Raw genomic sequence first — 15,356 nt, forward strand, 5'->3', positions numbered from 1 at the left:
CTAGCACCGGCGGCAGGCCCGCGGCGAGGATGGGGCGATGTTCACGAACGACTCCTTCCGGGCCCTCGAGCGGCAGGAGTGCCTGCGTCTGCTCGCCAAGGCGCCGGTCGGCCGTGTGGTCTACACCAGGTATGCGCTGCCCGCGGTGCTGCCCGTCAACTTCGCCCTGGACACGGACGGCTCCGTCGTACTGCGCACCTCCCCGGATTCGGACCTCGTGGCCGGCGTGGACGGTGTGGTGGTCGCCTTCGAGGCGGACGAGTTCGACACGGCGGCCCGGTCCGGCTGGAGTGTGGTCGTCACCGGACGGGCCACCGTCGTGACCGACCCCGCCGAACGCGAACGCCTGTCACAGGCCGGCACCGTGTCCTGGACGCCCCCGCGGGAAGCCGTCTTCGTGCGCATCGAGTCGACGATGATCACCGGACGTGAGCTGAGGGCACCGGCCGGGACGTGGTGAGGCCCGTCCGGTCGCGGTGTCAGGGCCCCGGCCCGTGTCCGTCGGGGGTCGACCGCTCCCCCGCCGACCACGCGCTGCGCACCGAGACGGGCCGGCTGGCCGGACTTCTGCCGGCCGCCCGCATGGTCTTCTGGTACGAGCGCCCCGGCCCGGACGAATCCGGCGCCCGCGAGGGCCTGATGAACCTCGACGGCGTCGAACTGCCCGAGGACGCCACGGTGTTCCTGTGCGGGCCGCTGCCCCTCATGCGCGAGGTCCGCGCCCAGCTGCTGCGCGCCGGGGTCCCGGCCCAGCGCATCCGCTACGAGGTCTTCGGCCCCGACCTGTGGCTGCCCGGCTCGGCGGACTGAACGACGCCGGGACGTCCCGGCCGCTTCCGTCCATTCCCCTGGAAAGGAGCCGGTATGACCGGCAGAACCGGCGACGACACCGCGGCCCCCGTCCCCGGCGTGCTGCTGCGTGCGGACGGCGAGGTGGACGAGGAGACCCTGGAGTACGCCCGCACGACGATCGACGCGGTGGTGGGACGGCCGGGACTGCCCGCCGTCAGCGGGGACGTGCGCATCACGCGCGCCTCCGCCCATCACGCGGACCGTCCCTGGTCGGCGACTGCCACCCTCGGCGTCGGACGACGTGACGTGGTCGTGCTCGCCGAGGAGGCCACCGGCCGCGAGCTCATCGACCAGTCGCAGGACCGGCTGCGCCGCCAAGGGCGACAAGGCCGCGCACGCCGCGCACTCCGGACGCGACGGCCACCGGGCGGTGGAACCCCCGCCCTGGGGCGGCTCCGCCTCCCCGCGTCATGACTCGGACGGCGTGGTCGCCGCGGACTCTCACCCCGCGTGAGGCCGCGGTGAGTGCGGGCCCGGTCGGTGACGGTCCACCGGCCGGGCCTGTCGGCGTGCCGTCGGGTGGCATGTCGGCGTGCCGTCGGGTGGGCATGTCGGCGTGCGGTCGGGTGGGCCACGGCGGTCCGGCGCGGCGTCCTGGAGGCTGTCGGCTGTCGTCACACTCCCCTCGTCACCCGGAGAGGGCGGAGAGACGGGCATGTGATGACAGTCCCTCTAGAGCTCGCCGGCGACACCGAGGCCCGTGAGCGCGCCGACCGGATCCAGATCGGGGGTGCCCCTCGGCCACCAGTCGTCCTGGCCGGGCTCGGACTCGTAGGCGTACCACAGCCCGTCCCGGCCCAGACGGAGCTGGACGTGGCCCTGAGGGTGGGTCAGGCGGTTGCGCCAGGGGCGGAAGGCGGGCAGGTCGGCCGCGAGGAGCAGCGGGCGGGCCCGGTCGAACCGGCCGGCCGGCGGGTCCCACGGCTCCTCCAGCACGGCGAGGCCCTCCAGCCCTCCCTGCCGCCAGGCGGCGACCGCGCGGGCCAGCTCGGACGGGGTGCGGTCCGCAGCGGAGGCCAGCGACGCGTAGAGCGCGCGGGTGCCCGCGGTGAGCCCCGAGCCGGGGCGGGCCGCGGCCAGCCGGACCGCGTCCTGCCAGAGGCTGAGCTGGCCGACCGGGTCGCGGCCCGTGGTGAGCAGGGCGTGGGCCCGGGCGGCGGCGTCCGTGGCCAGCTGGTCCAGGGCGAACGGGTCCGGGCCGCCGGGCGACGCCGGGTAGGCCGGTGGCTGCTCGGGGTGCGGGGGCACGGGCAACGGGGCGGGCAGGGGCGGCACGGTGCGTTGCGCGAGGACCTCGGCGGCCCTGACTCCGGGCGCCGGTGCCGGTTCCCGGTCCCGGGCAGCGCGGGCGGCGCGGGTGGCGCTGAGCCGGGACAGCGCGTCCAGCAGCTCCCGTTCTCCCCGCCCGCGCAGCAGGAGCAGGACGAAGGGGTCGGCGTCGAGCAGCCGGGCGGTCTGGTAGCAGAGGGCGGCGGCGTGTTTGCAGGGGTGGCCGCGGTCGGGGCAGCTGCACCGGGGCTCCAGCTCGCCCGGGCCGGGCAGCAACGGCACCCCGCAGTCGGCCAGCGACTGGGGCATCTCCTTGTCGAGCAGCGCCGCGATGTGGCCGGGCCGGTCGGCCGCCGCGTCCAGGAACCGGTCCCAGTCGGTGTCGTCCAGGGTGCGCAGCCGTACCTGGACGCGGTACGGGCGCGGGCGGCTGCCCTGCACGTACGCCAGCACGAGGCCGGGCGTCACCGTGATGGCGTCGACGTTCCCCTGCCCGGCGTACCCACGGCCGCGCTCCAGCCGCTTGACGTCCAGCGCGCCCTGCTCCAGCGCGGTGACCCAGGCGTTGCCCCACCAGCTCTCGGCGAACGTCCTGCCCTCCCGGGGCGCGAAGCGTGGGAAGGTGCGGCGCAGGTCGCTGTCGCGGCCGGGGGTGGCCATGGAGCGGGGTGTGAGGGGGCCGGTCGGTGAGGTGAGGGGGTGGGACGCGGAGTGGCCGCGGTCGTGGTCGTGATCGTGCGGCCCGGGGCGAGCGTGAGCAGAGCCGCGCCCGCGGTCGTCCCCGGCGTCCAGGGATGCCGCCGACGCATCGGTGTCCGCGGCGGGACGACGGAGCGCCGAGCCGCCGGTGGCGGACGCGGCGCCCCGAGCCTTCGGGACGCCGTCCCCGACCGCGTCCGTGCCCTCCTGTTCCGGGGCGGCCATGTCGTGGGCCGGCATCCGAAAGGCGTCCGACAGCAACTGCCGGAGGTCACGCCCCGTTTCACCCGCCGCGCCGTCACGGGCGCGACGCGCGGCCGCCGCCCTCTCGTCGACCCCGCTCTGCCGCGCCCGGCGCCTTCGCCGGGCGCCTTCCCTCTCGGTCTCCTGCCGCGCCCGCCGCGCGTCGTCCCGCGCTGCGCGCAACGCCTCCCGCGCGACGTCCGCCGCGCAGGGACCGGACGTCGACGGACCTGGGGACACCGCCGGGCCGCAGGACGCCGCCGGGCCGGAGGCCCCGGCTGGGTCCGAGTCGGGCGATGCGGCCGGGTCGGGGGACGGCGGTGCGGGCATCGCACCGGCTGAGGCCACCCGGTCCGGCCTTGTCAGGTCTGTGCCGGAGGCGTGCGGCTCCGGTGCCGCTGCACCTGACATACCGTGAGATGTCGGCTCCCCCGGCGTCACGGCGGCCGCGGCATCGGCGGACAGACCGGCCTGCGACGCTCCGGAACCGTCCCCCGCGCTCCCGTCAGCCCCCGGCTCCTCGCCAGTCCCCGCGCGCCCCTCAGCCACCGCGTCCTCACCACCCGGGCCGTTCCCCCGCTGCTCGGCCACCGCCCTGCGCAGCGCCTCGCGCGCCACGTCCCCGGGCCTGGAGGCCTCCTGGCCGGAAAACGGAGCCGGGGGCGGCCCCGGGCGGACGGCCGGGACCTGGGAAAGGCCGGGGCGGACGGCCGAGACCTGGGAAAGGCCGGGGCGGTTCTGCGGTGCCGCGCCGGTGTCCTGGGCGGCACGTTCCCGGGCGGCCCGCAGGGCCCGGCGGGCCTCGTCGGCCGGGCGGCCGGTCACGACGACCTCCGCAAGGACACGAGGTCCGTCAGCTCCCGGTCGGTCAGTTCCGTCAGGGCCGACTCGCCGGAGCCTAGGATCGCGTCGGCCAGGGCCCGCTTCGCCTGGAGCATCTCGGCGATGCGGTCCTCGACCGTGCCCTCGGTGATGAGGCGGTGGACCTGGACGGGTTGGGTCTGGCCGATGCGGTAGGCGCGGTCGGTGGCCTGTTCCTCGACGGCCGGGTTCCACCAGCGGTCGAAGTGGACGACGTGTCCCGCGCGCGTGAGGTTGAGGCCGGTGCCGGCGGCCTTGAGGGAGAGGACCAGGACCGGGGTCGAGCCGGCCTGGAAGCGGTCCACCATGCGCTCCCGCTCCGGGACCGGCGTGCCGCCGTGCAGGAGGTCGAACGGGACCGCGCGGGTCTCGAGGTGGGAGGTGATCAGACGGGCCATCCCCACGTACTGGGTGAAGACCAGGGCCGAGCCGTCCTCGGCGAGCAGGGTGTCCAGCAGTTCGTCCAGCAGGGCGAGCTTGCCGGAGCGGGTGGCGAGCCGGTCGCCGGCAGGGGCGTGCCCCTCCTTCAGGAACAGCGCCGGGTGGTTGCAGATCTGCTTCAAGGAGGTCAGCAGCTTGAGGACCAGGCCGCGGCGCGCCATGCCCTTCGACGTCTCGATGGCGAGCATCGACTCGCGGACCACCGCCTCGTACAGCGCGGCCTGTTCGCGGGTGAGCGGGACGGGGTGGTCGGTCTCGGTCTTGGGCGGCAGCTCCGGCACGATGCCCGGGTCGGACTTCTTCCGGCGCAGCAGGAACGGCCGGACCAGGCGGGCCAGGCGCTGCACCGCCTCCTCGTCCTCGCCGGTCTCGACCGCCCGGGCGTGCCGGGCACGGAAGGACTTGAGCGGGCCGAGCAGGCCCGGGGTCGTCCAGTCCAGCAGGGCCCACAGCTCCGACAGGTTGTTCTCCACGGGCGTGCCCGTGAGGGCCACGCGCGCGGGGGACGGGATGGTGCGCAGCGCCTTGGCGGTGGCCGAGTAGGGGTTCTTCACGTGCTGTGCCTCGTCGGCGACGACCATGCCCCAGGGCTGCTCGGCGAGGGTGGGGGCGGCCGAGCGCATCGTGCCGTAGGTGGTGAGCACGAAGCCTCCGTCCAGGCCGTCCAGGCTGCGGTCGGGGCCGTGGAAGCGGCGGACGGGGACGCCGGGGGCGAAGCGGGTGATCTCCCGCTGCCAGTTGCCCAGAAGTGAGGCCGGGCAGACCACCAGGGTCGGCTCGCCGCGGGCGCGCTTGAGGTGCAGGGCGATGAGCGTGACGGTCTTGCCCAGGCCCATGTCGTCGGCGAGGCAGCCGCCGAGGCCGAGGGAGGTCATGAGGTCGAGCCAGGCCAGGCCCCGCAGCTGGTAGTCGCGGAGGGTGGCGTGCAGGCCGGGCGGCGGTTGGGTGGGGTGGATTCCCGCGGTCAGGCGGTCGCGCAGGGTGGCGAGCGCTCCGGCGGGGACGGCCTCGACCGTCTCGCCGTCCACCTCGGCGGTGCCGGTGAGGGCGGCGGACAGCGCGTCGACCGGGTCGAGCAGGCCCAGGTCGCGTTTGCGGGCCTTGCGGACGAGGGCCGGGTCGACCAGCACCCACCGGTCGCGCAGCCGGACGACGGGGCGGTGGGCCTCGGCGAGGGCGTCCATCTCGGCGTCGGTGAGCGGGTCGCCGCCGAGGGCCAGCTGCCAGCGGAAGGCGAGCAGGTCCTCGCTCTCGAAGAAGCCGGTGCCGTCGGTGGCCGAGCCGGGGGCCGGGCGGATCACCGCCGCGGCGGACAGGTCATGCGCCAGGTCGCGCGGCCAGTGCACGGCGACCCCGGCCGCCCCGAGCCGGGTGGCGGCGACCCCGAGCAGGTCGCTCAGCTCGTCCTCGGTCAGCGCCAGCACGTCGGGCACGTCCTGGTCGCCCAGGCGGTCCAGGGGCGGCCAGACCCGGGCCGCGCGGCGGACGGCGAGGGCCGCGTCGACCCGCGCGCGGGGGCCGAAGGCGTCGTCGGCCTCGCCCGCCCACAGGGTCGCGGCGTCGGTCACGAGGGTGGGGTCGGCGAGGCTGTGCACCTGGACGATCGCCGCGCCGGCGCTGCGCGCGCCGCCGTCGGAGGCCGCGTCGAACAGGTCGTACGCCGACAGGTCCAGGCGGAGCGAGATCCGCACGCCCGCGTCCATGCCGGCGGCGACCTCGGCGGCCCAGTCGTGGGCGTCGGGCAGCCGCTGGGGGGCGCGGGCGGCGAAGGGTCTGCCGGTGGCGTGGGGGGCGGCCGGGGTGCGCGGCAGGGTGTCCGCGACCGCGTCCAGGAAGGCGCGCACCAGCGCTTCCGGTTCGGGCAGGCGGATCGGGCCCGGGCCGGGCAGCGGGACGGCGTGTCCCTCGGGGGGCAGGGCGGCGGCCACCGCGCGCAGGTGGGCGATGTCGTCCGGGTCGAGGGGGCCCGCGCGCCAGGCGTCGTGCCCGGTGGCCGTGAGGCCGGGCAGCAGGCGGCCACGTGCGGCGATCCGCAGGGCGTGCAGGGCGGCCGCGCCCCAGCAGGCGGTGGCGGGGTGAGCCGCCGCGTCGTGCCGGGCGCGCACCAGCAGTGGCAGGGCCGTCTCCAGCGGGAGGGACAGCGCCGGGGTGGTGCGCCGCCGGACTCCCGCGCCGTGCCGTCGTACGACGGTCAGCTCGGTGTCCTCGGCGGGCAGGGGCGCGCCCTCGGGGTCCCAGAAGGCGACGCGCCCGTCGCGTGGGAGGGGTGCGGGCAGGAAGACGGCCGGGAGCCGGACCGGGGGTGCCGGGTCCTGCGTCCGTTCGGCCACCGCGGCCGTGTCGCCCATACGTCTTGCCACCTCCCGCCGCCTGGTCGGATCAGTTGTCTCCGACTCTACGGGCGGGGTCTGACAATCGGCTCCGGCGGCCGGCTCAGGGCACGGTCCTGGCGACGACGTAGACCCAGGGGTAGGCCGGGTTGGAGAGGTCGACGACCACGTCGTGGGTGGGGGCCGGGTTCTTCTGCCGGTGGACGAAGCCGTACCAGGAGTCGCCGCCCGGGAACCTCCAGCCGGTGATCTTCCGGTCGCGCTCGCCGATGGTGACGGCGCCCTTCCTCAGGTCCTGCCGGGTCAGCCCGAGGCCCGTGAGATAGGCGTCCAGTCCGGCCGAGTTGGTCTCGAACTGGGTGTACAGGCGGCTGGTCTTCCAGTTGTTGGTCTCGTAGTACGCCACGTGCCAGGCCGGGTGCGGGACGGGGACCTGGTAGATGCGGCGCTGGAGCTTGGAGGGCCAGCCCTCGGTGAGGCCCGTCGCCGAGTACTTGGCCTCCTTGTCCTTGCCGCTGTCCCGGCTCTGGTTCGCCGAGATCACCAGGTAGCCGGCCGGGATGCCGATGAGCAGCACGATGATCAGCAGGGTGAGCGCCCTGCGGCGGATCATGTGGCGGCGGTCCTCGACGGGACGGTCCGGATCGCCGGGCCAGGGGCCCTGGTGGGGCAGGGAGGCCGTCACAGCGTCTCCTGGGTGCTGCGGAGCGACTGCGTGTACCGCTCGTAGCGCTCGTGGCGCTCCACTCGGCGGCGCTTGGCGCGGCGGAAGCGGCGGGCGACGAGCCGGGCGAGGTCGGCGGCGCCGACCATGCCGGCCTCGGGGCCGAGCTGGGCGCGGACGACACGGGCCTCGGGGCGGTAGCCGCGGCCGGTGAGATGCCGCTTGAAGGCGTCCCGGGCGGGGCCGATGAGCAGGTCGTCGGCGGCCGAGACGCCGCCGCCGATCACGAAGCAGGAGGGGTCGAGGGCGGCGGCGAGGTTGGCGATGCCGACGCCGAGCCACTGGCCGATGTCCTGCAGCAGTTCGATGCACATGGCGTCGCCCTCGCGGGCCAGCTCGGTGATCACCGGGCCGGTGATGTCGCCGATGTTGCCCTTGACGTGCTCGATGATCCCGTAGGCCACCGGGGAGTCGGCGGCGGCCAGTTCGCGGGCCTCGCGGACCAGGGCGTTGCCGGAGCTGTACTGCTCCCAGCAGCCGCGGTTGCCGCACGGGCAGCGGTGGCCGCCGGGGACGACCTGCATGTGGCCGAACTCGCCGGCGACGCCGTACTTGCCGCGCTTGACCTTGCCGTCCTCCAGGATCGCGCCGCCGATGCCGGTGCCCAGCGTGATCATGACGAGGTGGTCCTCGCCGCGACCGGCGCCGAAGCGCCATTCGGCCCAGGCGGCGGTGTTGGCGTCGTTGTCCACGAGGACCGGCACGGAGAGCCGGCCGGAGAGGCGGTCGCGGAGCGGCTCGTTGCGCCAGGACAGGTGGGGGGCGAACAGCACGCGGTTGCGGTCGGCGTCGACCCAGCCGGCCGCGCCGATACCGACGGCGTGCACGTCGTGCCGGTCGGAGAGGTCCAGGACCAGCTCGGCGATGGTGTCCTCGACGACCTTGGGGCTCTTGGACTTGTCCGGGGTCTCCGTGCGGACCTTCTCCAAGATGTTGCCGTCGGCGTCCACGACGCCCGCCATGACCTTCGTACCGCCGATGTCGATGCCGACCGTCGGGACGCGGGGTGCCGTCAGGTGCGAGCGGCGCTCCCGGGTGCCGGCCGTGCGGAGCGCGGTGGCACGGCGGGAGCCGATGGGGGCGGTGAAGTCGCGGTAGGTGCTCATCGCGCCCGATTCTGCCTCACGGGACGGCGCTGTGCGGAGCGCAGGGGTGGGGCGGACCGCTGCCGGGGGCGGGCCGGTGGGGGCTCGCCGGGCCCGCGCGGCGGAGCCGCGATCGGTACGGCCCGCGCCCCTCAGGTGCGCACGAGCAACTGGAATTCGAAGGAGTACCGCGACGGCCGGTAGGTGTGGGTGCCGTACTCGACCGCCCGGCCGGTGTCGTCGAACGTGACGCGTTGCATGGTGAGCAGCGGCGCGCCCGGTTCCTCGGCCAGCCGCTCGGCCTCCTCCTGGGTGGCCGCCCGCGCGCCGATCGTCTGGCGGGCGCTGTGCAGGGTGATGCCGGCCGCCCGCATCAGGCGGTACAGGCCGGTGGTCTCCAGCTGGCGGGTGTCGAGGTCGATCAGGCCGGGGGGCAGGAAGTTGCACAGGTGGGCCATGGGCTCGCCGTGGGCGAGGCGGAGGCGCTCCACGCGGTGGACGTCGCTGTCCTCGGCGACACCGAGGGCGGCGGCGACCTCGGCGGAGGCGGGGACGACCGTGTTGACGAGGACCTCGGTGGCGGGGCGCTGCCCCGCGGCCTCCAGGTCGTCGTAGAGGCTGCTGAGCTCCAGGGGGCGTTTGACCTGGCTGTGCACGACCTGGGTGCCCACGCCGCGGCGGCGCACGAGGAGGCCCTTGTCGACGAGCGACTGGATGGCCTGGCGGACGGTCGGCCGGGACAGGCCGAGCCGGGCGGCGAGCTCGATCTCGTTGCCCAGCAGGCTGCCGGGGGTCAGCGTGCCGTGCTCGATCGCGGCCTCCAGCTGCTGGGACAGCTGGAAGTACAGGGGCACGGGAGAGCTGCGGTCCACGCTGAGCTCGAGCCGCACGGTCGGGTCCACTTCTGGTTTGGGCACGGGCCGAGCGTAGCCCCGCGCGTTGTTGACGGGAAGTCGCGTAGTCACATTGTCCGGACATACGGATTGACAGCGACGGCCCGGGCACGCACTTTGTTTCCATGCGCATCGGCGTCATCGGTACGGGCCGCATCGGCACCCTCCACGCGAACACGCTCAGCCGGCATCGCGAGGTGGGCTCGCTGATCCTGACGGACGCGGACGCCTCACGGGCCCAGGACCTGGCGCACAGGCTGGGCGAGACGGCGGCGCCGGGGGTGGAGGAGATCTTCCGCTGGGGGGTCGACGCGGTGGTGATCACGACGGCGACGTCGGCCCACGCCGAACTGATCGGTCGGGCGGCGCGCTCGGGCCTGCCGGTGTTCTGCGAGAAGCCGATCGCGCTGGACCTGCCCGGCACACTGACCGCGATCGCCGAGGTGGAGACGGCCGGGACGGTGCTGCAGATGGGCTTCCAGCGGCGCTTCGACGCGGGCTACGCGGGTGCGCGCGAGGCCGTGCGGTCGGGCCGGCTGGGGCGGCTGCACACCGTGCGGGCCCTGACCAGCGACCAGAGCCCGCCGCCCGCCGCGTGGCTGCCGCTGTCGGGCGGGCTGTACCGGGACACGCTGATCCACGACTTCGACGCGCTGCGCTGGGTGACGGGCCGGGAGGTGACGGACGTGTACGCGACCGGGTCCGACGCCGGGCCGGCGATGTTCCGCGAGGCCGGCGACGTCGACACCGGCGCCGCGCTCCTCACCCTCGACGACGGCACGCTCGCCACGGTCACCGGCGCCCGGACGAACGGGGCGGGTTACGACGTGCGCATGGAGCTCGCCGGGGAGCGGGACCAGATCGCGGTCGGGCTGGACGACCGGACGCCGATCGCCTCCACCGAGCCGACGGGACCGCCGGCCGCGGACAAGCCCTGGACGGGCTTCCTGGAGCGCTTCGGCCCGGCGTACGAGGCGGAGCTGAACGCGTTCGTCGAGGTCGTGCGGGGCGGGCGGGCCAATCCCTGCGACGGGCGGGAGGCCCTGCAGGCGCTGCGGATCGCGGAGGCGTGCGAGCTGTCCCGCCGGGAGCGCAGGCCGGTGCGGCTCGTGGAGATCGCCGGCGGGGACGCGCCCGCGACCGGCTGAGCCTCCCCCGTACCCCGGTCACCGCTCCTCCGGTTCCTCCTCCAGCAGGCCCGCGTCGTGGGCGAGGAGCGCGATCTGCACCCTGTTGTTGAGGTCCAGCTTGGCCAGGACGCGTGAGACGTGGGTCTTGACGGTGGCGACGCCCATGAAGAGGCCGGTGGCGATCTCGGCGTTGGACAGGCCCCGGCCGACCGCGACCGCCACCTCGCGCTCACGGTCGTTGAGGGCGGCCATGCGCGCACGCGCACGCCTGCGGCGCGTGTCGGCGGCGCCGCCGGCCGCGCGCCGCATCAGCTGCCGGGTGACGGCGGGCGACAGCACCGGGTCGCCGGCCGCGACCCGGCGCACCGCCGTGAGGATCTCGGCGGGCGGGGTGTCCTTGAGGACGAATCCGGCCGCTCCCGCGCGCAGCGCCCGCAGCACCTGCTCGTCGGCGTGGAAGGTGGTCAGGACGATGACCTGCGGGGCCTTCGCGCGGGTGCGCAGCCGCTCCGTGGCCGTGAGGCCGTCCACCGCCGGCATCCGCAGGTCCATCAGCACGGCGTCCGGGCGGGTGCGGTCGACGAGCGCCTCCACCTCGGCGCCGTCGGCTGCCTCGCCGACGACCTCGATGTCGTCGGCGCCGACCATCATGAAGGACAGCCCGGCCCGCACCATCAGCACCACGAACACCGTGCTCGCCAGGTAGGGCAGCTCCGGGTCGGGGCGCAGCCAGAAGTAGAGGGGGGCGATGGCCAGGTTGATGCCGCCCACCCAGGCCACGTACCGGAAGGGGCGGTGCACGACGAGGCTGAGCAGGGCGATCAGGCCGGCGCCGCCCGAGGTGTCCGAGACGAGGCTGACGGCCGTCATCGCCACGGCCAGCCCCAGCGGCCGGCTGCGCCGCAGCCAGACCGCCGCGCAGGCCAGTGCGCCGACCGCCTGGTCGACGACGGCCAGTCCGGGCGGCACGTGGGGGTTGTCGACGAGCGCGTGGGCGGCGGGCAGACCCAGCGTCGCGGCGAGCAGGAAGCAGCAGAGGTCGACGGCCCAGTCGCGGGCGGTGCGCCGGGGGCGGTGCGCGGCCGGGCTGGCGTCGGGGTCCAGCTCGTGGAGCAGAGCGGACGGGATGAACCATCGGGGACCCGTGAAGGGCGCGGGTGTCTCCTGCGCCGGCACCGCGGGGGCCTGCCCCGCCCTCCGACCACTCACGGTCGGCACATCTACGCAGCGGCGGCCCGGTTCGGCCTCCGCGGGGCGGGTTCGTCGGCCTTAAGCAGCGTCATCGAAGACTTTCGACGCGGACGGGCTGTCCGTGCCGTGCGCCGCCTTACCCGCTGTCCGTGCCGGGCGCCGTCCGGCTGTCCGTGCCCGGCGTCGTACCGACCGGCCCGGGCCGCAGACCGGAGGTCCGCCCGCCCGCCTCAGCATGCGGGCGGACCTCCGGCCGGGGGCGTCGAGGACCCCGGGTGGTCAGCAGCCGTAGTCGACCAGGTCGAACGAGTCGTAGTGGTCGGCGGTGTAGTAGTCCTCCTGGCTCCTCTCGCCGGTGACGATGCGCCGGGCACCGCGGTCGGGCGAGCCGGGGGTGATGACCGTGTACTCGTGGTAGTAGCCGGACGACCGGCTGGGCAGGATGCCTTCCCGGTTCCGGAAGACGGTGCCGTCCCGCTCGAACGGGTAGGGGCCGCCCTGCTCGATCAGGTCGAGCGTGTCGTGGGCCTGGGACGGCAGGGCGCTGTAGCAGATGTCACCGACGGCGGTGGGGGCCGCGTCGGCCGTGGTGGCGGAGACGGTGCCGCCGACGAGGAGAGCGGACAGGAGGGCGGCTGCTGCGCCGAGCCGCGAGGCGCGTGGGGGGAAACTCATGTCGCTCATGATGACGCGCGTAGAAGGTGGCATGTCAATGACAAGCCCGGAGAATTTCCCGTGAAGACCCTCGTGTCAACGAGGAATCAACCTGACCGCGCCTCCTCCGGCATTCCGTACTCGCCGTACTCGGGGCGCCCCTTCGGGTGGTACGTCTGGATCGAGACGCCCGTGCCGGTGACGCTCCCCCCGGCGTGCTCGAACGCGGTCGGCACGGAGCCCTCCGGGAACAGCCGGAACCCGGAGCCCAGCACGACCGGGAAGGTGAGCAGGTGGAGGGTGTCGACGAGGTCGAGCGCCAGCAGGGACCGTACGAGGGCGCCGCTGCCGTGCACCTGGATCTCGCCGGTGGTCCGGTCCTTCAGGCCGGCGACCTCCTCGGCGAGGTCACCGGAGAGCACGGTGGTGCCCGCCCAGCCGGGGGCCTTCAGCGTCGAGGAAGGCACGTACTTCGGCAGGGAGTTGAGCTTGGAGGCGACCGGGTCGGCGGGGTCGGTCACCTTCGGCCAGTACGGGGCGAAGATGTCGTACGTCCGGCGGCCGAGCAGGAAGGCGCCCGGGCGGGCGAAGACCTCGGTGATGAACCGGCCGAAGTCCTCGTCGGCGTACGGGAAGCTCCAGCCGCCGTGCGGGAACCCGCCCCGGGTGTCCTCCTGGGGTCCGCCGGGGGCCTGGTAGACGCCGTCGAGCGTGATGAAGAGGGTGGAGACGAGCGTGCCCATGGCGGGTGCCTTCCTTCCGACGGGTCGTCCTCGGTGGCCGTCAGGTTGCCACCGCTGGTCCTCGGTTGTCATGAGGGCAGACCCCGCCGACCCCCGCAGCTCATCGCCGGGCCGGCCGCGACCTGGATGTCCGTCGGCCGCCAGCGCCGGGGCCGGGCGGACGCTGGGATGGACGCATGACTTCTCAGGGAACTCTGCACGGCAAGGTGGCTCTCGTGACCGGCGGGAGCCGTGGCATCGGTGCGGCGACGGCCCTGCGCCTGGCCCGGGAGGGCGCGGACGTGGCCGTGGGTCACGTGAAGGGCACGGAGGCGGCGGAGGACGTCGTACGGGCGGTGCGGGCGCTGGGGCGCTGGGCGGTGGCCCTGCGCGCGGACGCGGCGCACCCCGCGGAGGCGGCCGGTCTGGCGGACGCGGCCGCCGATGCGCCGGGCGGACTCGACGTCCTGGTGAACAACGCGGGCGTGGGGCTGCTCGCGCCGCTGCACACCCTGTCGCTCGCGGACGTGAACCGCGTCCTCGACGCCAACGTGCGGGGCGTCTTCCTGACGTCCCAGGCCGCCGCCGCACGGATGACGGAGGGCGGGCGGATCGTCACGGTCGGTAGTTGCCTGACCCGGCGGGTGCCGGACCCCGGCCGGACGCTGTACGCGATGAGCAAGGCCGCGCTGATCGGCCTGACGAAGGCGCTGGCCAGGGAGCTGGGCGGGCGCGGCATCACCGCGAACCTCGTGCATCCCGGCCCGATCGACACCGACATGAACCCGGCGGACGGGCCGCACGCGCCCGGCCAGGCGGCGATGACCGCTCTGGGCCGGTTCGGACCGGGGACGAGGTGGCGTCGACGGTGGCGTACCTGGCGGGGGCGACGTACGTGACGGGGCGGAGTTCGCCGTGGACGGGGGGTTCGGCGGCATGAGGTGAGGCACGGACGCGTCGACACCGGCGCACAGCGCGGCCACGACGACGCGCCGGGGACGGCGGGCGCGCGGCTCGGGGGCGATCCCCTGCCGCGATGAGCGTCCCCGGCCCGACGGCACCCCGGTGCCGCCGGGCCGGCGTGCTCCGGGCACCGGGCCCGACCTGGCTCAGCCGCCCAGTTCCTGGTGCCGTGCCTCCAGGTGGGCCGTGCCCTCCTGGGTCAGGGAGCCGAACAGGCGCAGGCGGGAGATGCCGCCGTCGGGGAAGATGTCCACGCGCGCGTACGTGCCGACGGCCGGGGACGGCAGGACGAAACGGTGGGTGGTGTCGGGCTGGAGGCGGGTCCGGGGCAGGATCTCCCGCCAGTCGCCGTCCTCGCCGTCCTGGACGGAGACCGACGCCCACCCGGCGCTGTTGCCCTTGAGGTACGCGGTGTCGATCTCCAGGGCGCGGATCTGCGCCTGGGCGGCCAGCCGGTAGCGGATCCAGTCATGGCCCTGGTCGCGGCGGCGGCGCGTCTCCCAGCCGTCGTCCATCTTGCGGGAGCGGCCCGGCTGGATGGTGTTGTCGGCGGGCGAGTAGAAGCGGTCCGAGGCGTCCTCGACGCGGCCGCCGTTCTCCAGCGCGACCACGTCGAAGGTGCCCAGCGCGGCCAGCCACCCCGGGTCCGGGACGACCTCGCCGTACACGCGGAGCCGGGCGATGCCGCCGTCGGGGTGCTGGTTGACCCGCAGGTGGGTGAAGCGCTGCTCGGCCGCCACGGGGAAGCCGTTGGCCGCGTGGCCGCCGACCGGGGTGCGCGGCACGAGGGTCGTCCACGTGACGTCGTCCCCGAGGAGTTCCTCCGGCGAGGGGGAGCCCTCGACGCGGGTGCCCTCGACGGACACGGCCTGCGGGTAGTTGCCGCGGAAGTGCGCGGTGTCGACGACGACGCCGCGGATCACGCCCGGGGCGCCGAGGCGGATCAGCGCCCAGTCGTGGTCCTCGGCGCCCGGCCAGGGGTGGTCGGCGGAGGCGCCCCGGCGGCGGCGCGTCTCCCAGCCGTCCATGATCTTGCCCTTGTGCCCGAAGTGCTCCGGGTCGAACTCGGCGCGCTCGGGCACCAGCAGGTTCTCGCGCTGGGCGAAGAACTCGTCGTTGGCGGCGAGGACACCGGCACCCAGGCGCCGGTCGGCGAGATCGGCGTACCGGGTGAAGGGGAAGTCGGCGGTGCGGTAGTCCGCGTACGGGTCGCCGCCTCCGTAGGGGTTCGCGTCGCCGGTGAAGCTGGGAATCGCCGTCACGGTGATCAGATCTGCCTTTCGCGGTCGGGGAACGGGC

At 74.9% G+C, this 15,356-nt stretch carries 13 protein-coding genes and 1 pseudogene; 5 read left to right on the forward strand and 9 right to left on the reverse strand.

Annotation, left to right across the window (positions count from 1 at the left end; translation table 11 throughout):
* The first annotated feature begins 37 nt into the window (after positions 1-37).
* The 3 genes from ACFW6P_RS10325 to ACFW6P_RS10335 are packed head-to-tail and all read left to right on the forward strand — an operon-like array spanning position 38 to position 1,266.
* A complete protein-coding gene (locus ACFW6P_RS10325; RefSeq protein ID WP_386357766.1) occupies positions 38-460 on the forward strand; it encodes a pyridoxamine 5'-phosphate oxidase family protein in 423 nt (140 codons plus the stop codon).
* Positions 454-810 (forward strand): hypothetical protein, encoded by a 357-nt coding sequence (locus ACFW6P_RS10330; protein WP_386423390.1) that lies wholly within the window; start codon positions 454-456, stop codon positions 808-810. Before ACFW6P_RS10325 ends, ACFW6P_RS10330 begins: the two co-directional genes overlap by 7 nt.
* A gap of 54 nt (positions 811-864) precedes the next feature.
* Positions 865-1,266: a hypothetical protein gene (locus tag ACFW6P_RS10335; protein WP_386357763.1), complete on the forward strand. Its 402-nt coding sequence runs from the start codon at positions 865-867 to the stop codon at positions 1,264-1,266.
* 258 nt (positions 1,267-1,524) lie between these two features.
* Here ACFW6P_RS10335 and ACFW6P_RS10340 read toward each other — a convergent pair whose 3' ends face one another.
* The 5 genes from ACFW6P_RS10340 to ACFW6P_RS10360 all read right to left on the reverse strand — a co-directional run bounded on the left by ACFW6P_RS10340 (position 1,525) and on the right by ACFW6P_RS10360 (position 9,394).
* Positions 1,525-3,474 carry an SWIM zinc finger family protein gene (locus ACFW6P_RS10340; RefSeq protein ID WP_386423391.1) on the reverse strand — a complete coding sequence of 650 codons (1,950 nt, stop codon included), beginning with the start codon at positions 3,472-3,474 and terminating at the stop codon, positions 1,525-1,527.
* A gap of 410 nt (positions 3,475-3,884) precedes the next feature.
* A complete protein-coding gene (locus tag ACFW6P_RS10345) occupies positions 3,885-6,713 on the reverse strand; it encodes an SNF2-related protein (protein ID WP_386423393.1) in 2,829 nt (942 codons plus the stop codon).
* 85 nt (positions 6,714-6,798) lie between these two features.
* Positions 6,799-7,380 carry a sugar kinase gene (locus ACFW6P_RS10350; protein ID WP_386357757.1) on the reverse strand — a complete coding sequence of 194 codons (582 nt, stop codon included), beginning with the start codon at positions 7,378-7,380 and terminating at the stop codon, positions 6,799-6,801.
* Positions 7,377-8,525: an ROK family glucokinase gene (locus ACFW6P_RS10355; protein ID WP_386423395.1), complete on the reverse strand. Its 1,149-nt coding sequence runs from the start codon at positions 8,523-8,525 to the stop codon at positions 7,377-7,379. The genes ACFW6P_RS10350 and ACFW6P_RS10355 overlap by 4 nt, the downstream gene beginning before the upstream one ends.
* A gap of 131 nt (positions 8,526-8,656) precedes the next feature.
* The gene (locus tag ACFW6P_RS10360; protein ID WP_386357775.1) at positions 8,657-9,394 is read right to left on the reverse strand and encodes a GntR family transcriptional regulator; all 738 of its coding nucleotides are present in this window, start codon (positions 9,392-9,394) and stop codon (positions 8,657-8,659) included.
* 128 nt (positions 9,395-9,522) lie between these two features.
* Here ACFW6P_RS10360 and ACFW6P_RS10365 point away from each other — a divergent pair, with 128 nt between their 5' ends.
* On the forward strand, positions 9,523-10,545 hold the full coding sequence (locus ACFW6P_RS10365; RefSeq protein ID WP_386357753.1) for a Gfo/Idh/MocA family oxidoreductase: 1,023 nt from the start codon (positions 9,523-9,525) through the stop codon (positions 10,543-10,545).
* Between the two features lie 18 nt (positions 10,546-10,563).
* On the opposite strand, the gene ACFW6P_RS10370 is transcribed toward ACFW6P_RS10365, so the two are convergent.
* The 3 genes from ACFW6P_RS10370 to ACFW6P_RS10380 all read right to left on the reverse strand — a co-directional run bounded on the left by ACFW6P_RS10370 (position 10,564) and on the right by ACFW6P_RS10380 (position 13,115).
* Entirely contained in the window at positions 10,564-11,202 is a 639-nt protein-coding gene (locus tag ACFW6P_RS10370; RefSeq protein WP_386357773.1) for a response regulator, read from the reverse strand.
* A 795-nt stretch (positions 11,203-11,997) separates the two neighbouring features.
* Positions 11,998-12,393: a ribonuclease domain-containing protein gene (locus ACFW6P_RS10375; protein WP_386357751.1), complete on the reverse strand. Its 396-nt coding sequence runs from the start codon at positions 12,391-12,393 to the stop codon at positions 11,998-12,000.
* An 86-nt stretch (positions 12,394-12,479) separates the two neighbouring features.
* Positions 12,480-13,115 carry a dihydrofolate reductase family protein gene (locus tag ACFW6P_RS10380; RefSeq protein WP_386357749.1) on the reverse strand — a complete coding sequence of 212 codons (636 nt, stop codon included), beginning with the start codon at positions 13,113-13,115 and terminating at the stop codon, positions 12,480-12,482.
* Between the two features lie 176 nt (positions 13,116-13,291).
* Between ACFW6P_RS10380 and ACFW6P_RS10385 the strand changes: the two are divergent.
* A pseudogene (locus ACFW6P_RS10385) lies at positions 13,292-14,039 on the forward strand (SDR family oxidoreductase).
* A gap of 164 nt (positions 14,040-14,203) precedes the next feature.
* On the opposite strand, the gene alc reads toward ACFW6P_RS10385, so the two are convergent.
* Positions 14,204-15,319, reverse strand: a complete 1,116-nt coding sequence (gene alc, locus ACFW6P_RS10390) for an allantoicase (protein ID WP_386357747.1) — start codon at positions 15,317-15,319, stop codon at positions 14,204-14,206.
* Positions 15,320-15,356 lie beyond the last annotated feature (37 nt).

The sequence above is a fragment of the Streptomyces sp. NPDC058741 genome (genome assembly GCF_042746715.1).
Classification (GTDB): domain Bacteria; phylum Actinomycetota; class Actinomycetes; order Streptomycetales; family Streptomycetaceae; genus Streptomyces.